The sequence below is a fragment of the Autumnicola musiva genome (genome assembly GCF_031846585.1).
GTDB lineage: Bacteria > Bacteroidota > Bacteroidia > Flavobacteriales > Flavobacteriaceae > Autumnicola > Autumnicola musiva.
In genome coordinates, this window is record NZ_JAVRHK010000034.1 from 1 (window position 1) to 11454 (window position 11454).

The following is an 11454-nucleotide window of genomic DNA, read 5'->3' on the forward strand; positions in this document are numbered from 1 at the left end:
AGCTTTTGCAAAACAGTTTTAAAAAAAATCGAAACAAAATAATTTCCAATAATCAAGAACCTGAAAATTAGAGTTTATAAATTCTTTTTTAAATGAAATTCTAAGATAAAACCAGGGATTTTATTGTAATTAATTTTAATCTGATGATTAAAAGATAAACAAAAGGATTTTAAAATCAGAAATATTATGAAGAAATTTAGCTATTTTTCTTGCCGTCACTCCACTTATCCGTTAGCTCAATATATTTGAAATCCAGAGCGGTAGCCTGTGGTTCCAGAATATTAGACTGAAACGAACGTTGCAAAATATCTTCTATTAAAAAATCTTCCTGATTAGATTCCGGATGATATTCTTCCTTCAGCGATATTTCGAATAAGCTGGCAGTTGTATTATACCAGAATGCACGCCAGCCACTTTTCAGGTTCTTTATAAGATTAAAAGTCGTGGTTCCGGTCTGGCGATGAATCAATTTTACCAAAATTTGTCCTTCAGTATGGGTTAACTTCTTTAATTCTTCAGAAAATTGATCTTCAATATAATTCTGAACAATTTTGGTATATCTCTTTCTGGACCGTTTTGAATCAATTTTCTCCAAGCGGCTATTCAGTTCCAACAGCCTTTCTGAAGCTAACTTTGCATAAGGATAAACTTTCCTGGTCTTTCTCCTTAATATAAGGTAACGTCTTCTTTCAGCATTATCTTTAAACTTCAATTTTCTAAGCAAAACAACCTCGTCAAGATCTATAGTCATTCGCGGCACAGTATCACCTTCAATAATCATGTACGTTGGTTCAATAGAATCATTATCAATTTCCTGCTGAGCATATCCTTCAGCAACTGCCAGAAACCATAATATACATAAAATATATCTCACTCTTCAAAATTATAAATTCCAGGAGCATTTCAGCTAAAACCATTCCAAAATTAATCAATCTGGGATTGCAAAGCCCTTTATTCTTATTAAATTCGTGCAAATTTATATCTTATGACATCAGAAAAAACTCTTGATACAGAATCGCTAGAATTTCTAGAGAAATATTTAAATAATGCCGCTCCTACAGGATATGAATCGGAGGGGCAGAAACTCTGGATGAAATACCTGGAGCCATATGTAGACGAATTTATAACCGATACCTACGGTACTGCAGTTGGGGTTATAAATCCCGAAGCTGAATTTAAAGTGGTAATTGAAGGACATGCTGACGAAATCTCCTGGTATGTAAATTACATTACCGACGATGGTTTAATTTATGTGATTAGAAATGGTGGAAGCGACCATCAAATTGCTGCTTCCAAAAGAGTAAATATTCATACTAAGAAAGGAATAGTAAAGGGGGTTTTTGGATGGCCCGCCATTCATACACGCGATAAAGAAAAGGAACAATCGCCGAAAATGAACAATATCTGCATAGATGTGGGCTGTTCAACAAAAGAAGAAGTAGAGAATCTGGGAGTTCATATAGGCTGTGTGATAACCTATCCTGATGAATTCTTTGTTCTTAACGAAGATAAATTTGTATGCCGTGCGCTTGATAACCGCATTGGCGGATTTATGGTTGCTCAGGTGGCCAAACTACTTAAAGAAAATAAAAAGAAACTGCCCTTTGGATTGTATATTACTAATTCTGTCCAGGAAGAAATTGGCCTACGCGGTGCCGAGATGATTACCCAGCGTATTAAGCCAAATATAGCCATAGTAACCGATGTTACTCATGATACTACTACTCCAATGATAGAAAAGAAAACTAATGGCCTTACAAAAATTGGAGATGGCCCCGTGATTTCTTATGCGCCTGCTGTTCAGAACAAATTAAGGGAACTTTTAATTGAAACTGCCGAAGAAAAAAATATACCTTTTCAAAGAATGGCAAATTCCCGCTGGACAGGAACCGATACCGATGCATTTGCATACAGTAATGGCGGAGTGGCATCGGCACTTATTTCCCTGCCTTTGCGCTATATGCATACCACGGTGGAAATGGTTCATAAAAAAGATGTGGAAGGTGTAATAAATTTAATTTATGAGAGTGTGCTTAAAATAAAAGAAGGAGAGACCTTTAATTATTTTGAATAATATTTTCTGAAATTCCAAAGCTTCTTTCTGTTACCTGGAAAGGAGTTTTGTTTTTATTAATTCAACTTTCACAATATTTTATCAGCACCCGCACAGTTTTCAGATTATATTGTGAGAAAAAGCAATGAATCTTTCTTCTGAAGAAATTAACACTCTAATTGAAAATCCCATTGAAGCTGTAAAAATGGCTAATCTGGTTTATGTATCTGAACATCATCTATCTATTAATCGAAAAAAAGTTGGGAGAGGATTTGCATATTACCGTAAAGATCAAAAAATAGCTGATAAAAAAGTGCTTGAGCGCATTAAAAAACTTGTTATTCCTCCTGCCTGGAAGAATGTGCGAATTACTCATCTGGATAATGGCCATTTACAGGTTGTGGGGAGAGATGATAAAGAGCGAAAACAATATATGTACCATCCTTTATGGTCCAAAATCAGAAATCAGACAAAGTTTTTTAAAATTGCTGCCTTTGCCAAGCTACTTCCGAAGATCCGTAAACAGGTAGATGAAGATCTGGATCTGGATAATATGTCAAAAAGAAAAATCCTGGCACTTATCATAAGGTTAATGGAAGAAACTCATATTAGGATTGGCAACGACTATTATGCAAAAAACAACAAAACCTATGGCCTCTCCACTTTTAGAACCCGTCATGTTAAAACTTATAAGCATGAAATAAAATTTGAATTTGTAGGTAAGAAAGGAAAGGAACACTCTATTAGCGTAAAAGATAAAAAACTGATTAAACTAGTTAATCAATGTGAAGAAATTCCAGGATGGGAATTATTCAAATTTTATGATGAAAAAGGCCATAAGCAGGCCTTAGACAGCGGGATGATTAATGATTATATTCATGAATTAAGCGGCGACATGTTTTCGGCTAAAGATTTCAGGACCTGGTCTGCTACAAAGATTTTTTTTGAAACCTTAAAAGAGATCGGCTATACTTCAGAAGAAAAGGAAAATAAAAAAAACCTTATTACTGCTTATGATGCTGCTGCCTCCGGGTTGGGAAATACACGTGCAGTTTGCAGAAGTTACTACGTGCACCCAAAAATAGTTCAGGCATACGAAACCGGGGAAATTGTCCCCTACTTTAAAAAGGTAAAGGAGGATAATCACCAAAATTACACCAGTCTCTCGAATACAGAAAAAGTGATTCTTGAAATGATTGAAGATTACGAAATTGATATTTAACAACGTCTCTATTTCTTCTTCAATTTAATTAAAACGTAAATTCTTCAGCAGTTTTCTCTAAATTAGTTTTATGAAGAATACCATTGCAGCAAGAATAGCAGATTTTCTAAAGGAATTCCCTCCATTTTCACTTATTAATGAAATGCAATTACAGATGATTGCAAGGGAAGTTAGGGTGATCTATTTCGAAAAAGGCAAAGCTGTTTTCAGGAAAGGTGATGAAGGCCATGACCAGTTTTACATTGTAAATAAAGGAGCGGTAGATCTTCAGAAGGTAAAGGATAACGGCGAAACCGAAACTATAGATAAATGTGATGAAGGTGATATATTTGGATTAAGACCTCTTTTTGCCAAAGAAAACTACCTTATTAATGCTGAAACCGAAGAAGAAAGTATTTTATACGCTATTCCTATTGCTATTTTTAAGCCTGTTGCCGAGGCTAATATAAAAGTGGGAAATTTTCTTTTAGAAAGTTTTGCCTCTAATACCAGAAATCCCTATTCCACGGAACATAAAGGAAAATTAATTTCAGAAAGTTCTGAAGAATTCCAACCAGACAGTATGTTTGAGCTTCAGCCGGTCCCTGTAGTGAAAAAGATTATTACCACAGTTCCGGAGACTACAATTAGAACTGCCGCCAAACTTATGAGCAGAAAGAGAGTGGGTTCTATACTTATTGTAGAAAATGACCTTCCCACAGGTATTGTAACCGATGTTGATTTTAGAAAAACCGTGGCCACAGGAAGTCTTAGCATAGATACTCCTGTTTCTGAAATTATGAGTTCCCCCGTAATTTGCTATTCCAAACATCTCACTATAGCCCAGGCGCAGCTTACTATGATGAAACACAACATCAACCATATTTGCATTACAAAAGACGGTACGCCAAATACCAAAATTAAAGGAATAGTTTCTGAACACGATATAATGGTTTTTCAGGGCAATAATCCTTCGGTGCTGATGAAGGCCATTAAACGGGCAGGCAGTACAAAAAAACTTAAAAAAATCAGAAACCGGATAACCTATCTTTTAAGGGGTTACATAGATCACAATATTCCGCTTACACATATATCAAAAATTATGTTTGAGCTCAACGATGCTACTATAAAGCGCACAATAGAGCGTTGTATAGAAAAACTTGACACTCCTCCACCAGTCAAATTTGCCTGGCTATCACTGGGAAGTCAGGGCCGCAAAGAACAACTATTACTAACCGATCAGGATAATGCGCTAATTTTTGAAGATATTCCCGAAGAAAAGCTGGAAGAAACCCGTGAATATTTCCTAAAGCTGGCAAAGAAAGTTACCAAAAGGCTGAAGACTATTGGCTATGAATTCTGTCCTGCAGATATGATGGCAAGAAACCTTAATTACTGCCTTAGTTACACCGAATGGAAATCTAAATTTTCAGACTGGATTACAGCACCGGGAAGTGATGAAATCCTGCTATGTTCCATATTCTTTGACTATGATATTACCTATGGGGATATTAGACTTTCCAACGGATTGGCAGATCATATTTTTGAAGAGGTTAAAAACAACAAAAAATTTCTTAGTATTCTTGCTGCCAGTGCCTTGAGAAACCCTACTCCACTGGGTTTCTTCCGTCAGTTTCTTGTGGAACAGGATGGTAACAATAAAGATTTTTTCGACATTAAGAAAAGAGCAATTACCCCGCTTACAGATGCCGGGAGGGTTCTAAGCCTTTCACATAATGTAAAAAATATAAGTAACACTGCCGAACGTTTTGAAAAACTTGCCCAGCTGGAGACGCAAAACAGGGAGCTTTATCTTGCCTGCTCCTATTCTTCAAAGGCATTGCTAAAATTCCGGACGAGACATGGCTTAAAAAATAAAGATAGCGGTAGGTTTATTAATTTAAAGGACCTGACCAAGGAAGAAAAAATCAAATTAAAAAGATGTTTTAAAAGCATTAAAGATGTTCAGGACTTAATAAAGATCAGATTCGAAATTTCACCATATCTATGATTTTCAATTGGTTTAAGAGGAAAAAGGAGCCTGAAAATCTACCGCAGTTCTGGAAGGAATACACAGAACATTTTCAGCAGAAATTATCTGAAGACATTTCTAAGATACGGTTTGTGGTACTCGATACAGAAACCACAGGCTTCAGTTATGATGACGACCGTATGTTATGCATTGGAGCTGTAAGTATCCAAAATAATAAAATAGAAATAGCCCATAACTTTGAAGTCTACATTAATCAGGAAAAATTTGATCCGGAAAGTGTAAAAATCCATGGAATTATTAAAAATGAAAGAATCACTTCTCTTTCCGAAGAAGAAGCGGTAATCCAGTTTCTAAAATACATCGAAAATTCAGTACTGGTGGCACATCATGCTAATTTTGATATTACTATGATAAACCGGGCTTTGAAGCGCATAGGACTCCCTAAATTAAAGAACAAGATCCTGGATACCGGCACCCTCTATAAACGTACACGAATTTTATCTAATCTAATAGACCGGAATAAGAACTATTCTTTAGATGAAATTGCCGATGCCTATACCATTGATGTAACCGACAGGCATACCGCTGCGGGCGATGCATTTATTACCGCCATTGCTTTTCTAAAAATTTTGGGGAGACTTAAAAATGCCAGAAAGTTGAAGAACCTTTACAGATATTAGGTTCTCCAGAAAAAGATTACCGGAGAACCTATTTAACCTACAATTTATTTTCAATTATTTCATCTACCACTTCAGGATTCAATAATGTTGAAGTATCTCCCAAATTAGAAGTATCATTGGAAGCTATTTTTCTTAAAATCCTTCTCATAATTTTTCCGCTTCGGGTTTTTGGAAGTCCGCTCACAAACTGGATTTTTTCCGGCTTTGCAATTGGACCAATTTTATCTGCAATCTGCTGATTGATTTCTTTTCGAAGATTATCCTGGTTACGTGATTCTCCTGTTTCCTTCAAAATAACAAATCCGTACAAAGCATTTCCCTTTACTTCATGCGGAAAACCAACAATAGCCGATTCTGCCACCGCAGGATGTTCATTAATCGCATCTTCAATTGGCGCAGTACCAAGATTGTGACCGGAAACGATAATCACATCGTCTACCCTACCGGTAATCCTGTAATAACCAACTTCATCCCGCATAGCACCATCACCTGTAAAATATTTGTTTTCATAAGCTGAAAAATAGGTGTCTTTATAACGCTGATGGTTTCCATAAATGGTTCTTGCCATAGAAGGCCAGGGGAATTTAATACACAGCCGGCCATCTACCTGGTTACCTTTTAATTCTTTTCCTTCTTCATCCATAAGTGCCGGCTGCACCCCAGGAAAAGGCAGGGTGGCGTAGGTTGGTTTAGACGGTGTTACATACGGAATTGGCGAAATCATTATGCCACCGGTTTCCGTCTGCCACCAGGTATCTACAATAGGGCTCTTGTTTTTACCAACATTGTCATTATACCAGTGCCACGCTTCCTCATTAATAGGTTCTCCTACAGATCCTAAAACCTTCAGGGAAGAAAGATCATATTTTTCAACAAATTCAATTTTTCGTTTTGCAAGAGATCTTATAGCAGTTGGTGCGGTGTAGAACTGGTTAACTTTATGTTTTTCAACCACTTCCCAAAAACGGCCAAAATCAGGATAAGAAGGGATACCTTCAAACATTAGCGTAGTTGCCCCATTAGCCAAAGGTCCATAAAGAATATAAGAGTGGCCGGTAATCCAGCCAATATCAGCCGTACACCAGTAGACATCATTTTCTTTATACTGAAAAATATTCTTAAAGGTATATGCGGTATAAACCATGTATCCCGCCGTAGTGTGCAGCATACCTTTTGGTGTGCCCGTTGAGCCCGAAGTATAAAGTATAAAAAGAGGATCTTCGGCATCCATCACTTCAGGCTCGCAATCTTCTGAAGCACTATCCAACAATGGCTGCAGCCATTTATCCCGGCCATCTTTCATATGAATATCAGAACCAATACGTTTGGCAACGAGAACTGTTTCTACATTGGGACAATCTTCCAGTGCCTTGTCCACAATTCCTTTTAAATCTATAGTCTTCCCTCCGCGGAAGGAGCCATCAGAAGTAATAAGCATTTTACAATCGGCATCATTAGTCCTGGTTGCAAGTGCACTTGCTGAAAAACCTGCAAAAACAACGGAATGGATTGCTCCAATTTTAGCACAGGCCAACATAGCCACAGAAAGTTCCGGTATCATCGGGAGGTAAATACAAACCTTATCTCCTTTTTGAATTCCATTCTGTTTTAAAACATTGGCAAATTTATTTACCCTCTCATGTAGTTCTTTATAAGAAATATGCAGTGCATCTTCCTCTGGATTATTAGGCTCCCAGATAATTGCAGTTTTATCGCCCCTGGTAAGCAGATGCCTGTCTATACAATTTTCGGTGATATTCAATTTTGCATTTTCAAACCACTTAATTTCAGGTTTGCTAAAATCCCAACTTAATACATTATCCCATTTCTTTCTCCATGTAAAATGCTCTTCAGCCACTTCTTCCCAAAAGTTTTCGGGTTCCCGTACCGATTTTCGATATACCTGAAAATATTCTTCTAAATTTTTAATGCTGTAGTTGCTCATAATTTTTGAAAAGTTGGTTTGAATTAATAAATGCTTCGGAAGAAAATTAAGCCTGGAACAAAGGCTTTTACCGAAATGTTAATAACGAACATAAATCTATAGAAAATCAATTAAATTTCAAGAGCATTTTTAAGATTTAACCTGATTTTACCGCATAAAAAAAGCGATAGGACATTCCCTATCGCTTATCTAATGATCAACTTATAATTTTACTTCAAATACTGCAGTACATTATTTTCTATCCTGTGTTGAATATTGGAAACATCAGCCTTTATGAATTTCTCTCCGGTAATTTTTTCGTAAAGTTCAATATATCTCTCTGAAACCGAATTAATATATTCATCACTCATCTGCGGCACCTGCTGCCCTTCCAGCCCCTGGAAATTATTCTGAATTAGCCATTGCCGCACAAATTCTTTTGAAAGCTGTTTTTGCGGCTCATCTTTCTCCTGACGTTCCTGGTAACCTTCCTTATAAAAATATCTTGAGGAATCGGGAGTATGAATTTCATCTATTAAAACAATTTTTCCTTCTGCTGTTTTCCCAAATTCGTATTTTGTATCCACCAAAATTAGTCCTCTTTCTGCAGCAATTTCAGTTCCTCTTTTGAATAATTTTCGTGTGTAATCTTCAAGAATCTTGTAGTCTTCTTCAGAAACAATTTTTCTATTCAGAATATTTTCACGGGAAATGTCTTCATCATGATCTCCTTTTTCTGCCTTGGTGGCCGGTGTGATTATGGGAGAAGGAAATTTATCATTTTCCTTCATCCCCTCCGGCATTTCCACTCCGCACAATTCCCTTTTTCCCGCTTTATATTCTCTTGCGGCATGGCCAGATAAATATCCCCGAATAACCATTTCTACTTTAAATGGTTCGCACTTACTACCTACCGCCACATTTGGATCGGGAGTTGCTTCAAGCCAGTTGGGAACAATATCTTCGGTGTCTTTCATCATTTTTGTGGCAATCTGGTTCAGGATCTGGCCTTTATAAGGAATCCCTTTGGGCATTACCACATCAAAAGCTGAAAGTCTGTCACTGGCAATCATTACCAGCCGGTTATTATCCAGTGCATAAACATCCCGCACTTTTCCTTTATAAACAGATTGCTGACTGGGAAAATTAAAATTTGTTTCTGTAATGGTATTCTTCATTAATGATTAAAATTATTAGGAGAAACACAATCCTAAATATGATTTTTAAATTAAAACAATTTTTACTCTGTATGTTCTATTTCCTTATAAGCAGCGATTACTTTCTTCACGAGTCGATGCCTGATAACATCTTTATCATCCAGATAAACCATGCCAATACCCTTAACATCTTTAAGCACCAGCAAAGCTTCTTTTAAACCAGATATTACCCTTCGTGGCAAATCAATCTGGCCGGGATCGCCGGTAATCATAAATTTGGCATTTTTACCCATCCTTGTAAGGAACATCTTCATTTGGGCATGGGTGGTATTTTGGGCTTCATCAAGGATTACAAAGGCATTGTCCAGTGTTCTCCCCCGCATAAAGGCCAGCGGAGCGATTTGAATTATTCCTTTCTCAATAAAAGTTTCCAGTTTTTCATGTGGTATCATATCCCGTAACCCATCATAAAGCGGTTGCATATAAGGATCCAGCTTTTCCTTCAGGTCACCGGGTAAAAAACCAAGATTCTCCCCGGCCTCAACCGCAGGACGGGTAAGAATAATCCTTTTTACCTGTTTTTCCTTTAAAGCTTTTACCGCAATCGCTACGCCGGTATAAGTTTTACCCGTACCCGCAGGGCCAATGGCAAAAACCATATCATTTTTACGCGTAAGTTCCACCAGTTTTCTCTGGTTAGCTGTTTGTGGCCTGATGAGTTTTCCGCTAACACCATGTATTAAAACTTCGCCACTAGCTTCAGATGTATTATAATCTTCACTACTGTTACTGGTAAGTACCCGTTCTATGGCATTTTCATCCAGTTTATTAAATTTCCCGAAGTGATCCATGAGCATGCTAAAGCGCCTGTCAAATTCCTCAAGCATTTCCTCATCACCAAAAACTTTTATTTTACTGCCTCTTGCAACTATTTTTAACTTGGGAAAATACTTTTTTAGAAGTTCTATATTCTCGTTTTGCTGACCAAAAAATTCCCGCGGATTAATTTCCGAAAGTTCAATTACGAGTTCATTCAAATGCCTATGGTTTTAATTAATATGAAGTGTTGAAATTTTCAAAATTTACTACTGCCTTTTGATTATCATCTGGTTATCATGAAACCAGTTTTCGGCAGGGTTTTACTTGTTAAAGATGTTTTATTTTTGGTCAATTTCCAACTGATTCCTTAAAATAAAATTATCTTCGCTTACTATACAAACTTAGGTAAAAAACCCGTTATAACTTAAAAATATATTATTAATCATTTATGGCCATCATCACTTTAACTACCGATTTTGGAGAGAAAGATTATTTTGCAGGAGCGGTTAAAGGAGCTATTCACAGTGGATTGGATGAAGTTGAAATTATTGATATTTCACATTCAGTTTCCCCCTTTCATATTAGCGAGGCGGCCTATATCATTAAAAATGCCTATAAGAGTTTCCCAAAGGGCAGTATTCATATTATTGGGATAGATTCAGAATTAACCCCGGAAAACAAACATCTGGCAGTTTACCTGGATGAGCACTATTTTATTTGTGCCAATAATGGGATTCTTTCTTTACTTGCTTCAGAAATTAAGCCTGAAAAAATTGTTGAAATCAATATTCATGACAGGATTGAAACCAACTTTCCCGTGCTGGATGTTTTTGTAAAAGTAGCCTGTCACCTTGCCCGTGGCGGTACACTTGAAGTAATTGGAAAGAACATAGATGAAATTAAATACCTCAAACAGTTTGAGCCGCTGGTAAATTCTGAAAAAAATCAAATCATTGGCCATGTGTTGTATATTGATAACTACGGAAATGTGGTGACAAATATCACCCGTAAACTTTTTGAAAATGTAGGAAAAGGCAGGGAATTTTTAATGAACGCAAGAATGGTGACTTTTCCGGAAATTTTTGAAACCTACAGTGACGCGATAAATTTTAATATTGAAAAAGAAAAACGTGGCGAAGAAGATGGCAAAAAACTTGCTGTTTTTAATTCGGCAGGATATATAGAACTGGCTATCTATAAGAGTAACCCCCATACGGTGGGCAGTGCCTCTACCCTTTTTGGGCTTGGCCTTTTAGATACGGTCACCATAAAATTTGAATAAATGCTCATAAGAATCGTAAAAATGGGTTTTGCCCCTGAAAATATTGATACTTTCCTGAATAATTTTGAAGAAAACAAATTAAAAATTCGTGGTTTTGAAGGTTGCGAATTTTTAGAGTTGTATCGTGGAAAAGACAATATCAACCAGTTTTTTACGTATAGTTACTGGAAAGACGAAGCTGCTCTGGAAAACTATCGCCATTCCGATTTGTTTAAGGACGTTTGGGCAAAAACCAAAATTTTATTCAACGAAAAACCGGAAGCTTGGAGTGTGGACAAAATTTGGAGAAGTGAGAAGTGAGAAGTGAGAAGTGAGAAGTGAGAAGTGAGAAGTGAGAAGTGAGAA

General features: G+C 36.8%; 10 protein-coding genes. 6 read left to right on the forward strand and 4 right to left on the reverse strand.

The features are described from left to right. Positions 1-196 precede the first annotated feature (196 nt). Positions 197-874, reverse strand: a complete 678-nt coding sequence (locus RM539_RS19305) for a DUF4294 domain-containing protein (protein WP_432264648.1) — start codon at positions 872-874, stop codon at positions 197-199. Positions 875-985: 111 nt separating this feature from the next. On the opposite strand from RM539_RS19305, the gene RM539_RS19310 reads away from it, so the two are divergent. The 4 genes from RM539_RS19310 to RM539_RS19325 all read left to right on the forward strand — a co-directional run bounded on the left by RM539_RS19310 (position 986) and on the right by RM539_RS19325 (position 5927). Further along, a complete protein-coding gene (locus RM539_RS19310) occupies positions 986-2074 on the forward strand; it encodes a M42 family metallopeptidase (RefSeq protein ID WP_311505063.1) in 1089 nt (362 codons plus the stop codon). 124 nt (positions 2075-2198) lie between these two features. Next, the gene (locus tag RM539_RS19315) at positions 2199-3275 is read left to right on the forward strand and encodes a DNA topoisomerase IB (RefSeq protein WP_311505064.1); all 1077 of its coding nucleotides are present in this window, start codon (positions 2199-2201) and stop codon (positions 3273-3275) included. A gap of 70 nt (positions 3276-3345) precedes the next feature. Further along, positions 3346-5265 carry a DUF294 nucleotidyltransferase-like domain-containing protein gene (locus RM539_RS19320; protein ID WP_311505065.1) on the forward strand — a complete coding sequence of 640 codons (1920 nt, stop codon included), beginning with the start codon at positions 3346-3348 and terminating at the stop codon, positions 5263-5265. Next, the gene (locus RM539_RS19325; RefSeq protein ID WP_311505066.1) at positions 5262-5927 is read left to right on the forward strand and encodes a 3'-5' exonuclease; all 666 of its coding nucleotides are present in this window, start codon (positions 5262-5264) and stop codon (positions 5925-5927) included. Before RM539_RS19320 ends, RM539_RS19325 begins: the two co-directional genes overlap by 4 nt. Positions 5928-5964: 37 nt before the next feature. Here the strand turns inward: RM539_RS19325 and acs are convergent, their stop codons facing one another. The 3 genes from acs to RM539_RS19340 form a co-directional block, all read right to left on the reverse strand. Then, positions 5965-7872 (reverse strand): acetate--CoA ligase, encoded by a 1908-nt coding sequence (gene acs / locus RM539_RS19330; protein ID WP_311505067.1) that lies wholly within the window; start codon positions 7870-7872, stop codon positions 5965-5967. 209 nt (positions 7873-8081) lie between these two features. Next, entirely contained in the window at positions 8082-9029 is a 948-nt protein-coding gene (locus tag RM539_RS19335) for a phosphoribosylaminoimidazolesuccinocarboxamide synthase (protein ID WP_311505068.1), read from the reverse strand. 62 nt (positions 9030-9091) lie between these two features. Beyond that, positions 9092-10045 (reverse strand): PhoH family protein, encoded by a 954-nt coding sequence (locus tag RM539_RS19340; protein WP_311505069.1) that lies wholly within the window; start codon positions 10043-10045, stop codon positions 9092-9094. A 230-nt stretch (positions 10046-10275) separates the two neighbouring features. On the opposite strand from RM539_RS19340, the gene RM539_RS19345 reads away from it, so the two are divergent. Both RM539_RS19345 and RM539_RS19350 read left to right on the forward strand, forming a co-directional pair. After that, positions 10276-11109, forward strand: a complete 834-nt coding sequence (locus RM539_RS19345) for an SAM hydrolase/SAM-dependent halogenase family protein (RefSeq protein ID WP_311505070.1) — start codon at positions 10276-10278, stop codon at positions 11107-11109. Next, on the forward strand, positions 11110-11409 hold the full coding sequence (locus RM539_RS19350; RefSeq protein WP_311505071.1) for a putative quinol monooxygenase: 300 nt from the start codon (positions 11110-11112) through the stop codon (positions 11407-11409). It abuts the gene before it with no gap. Positions 11410-11454 lie beyond the last annotated feature (45 nt).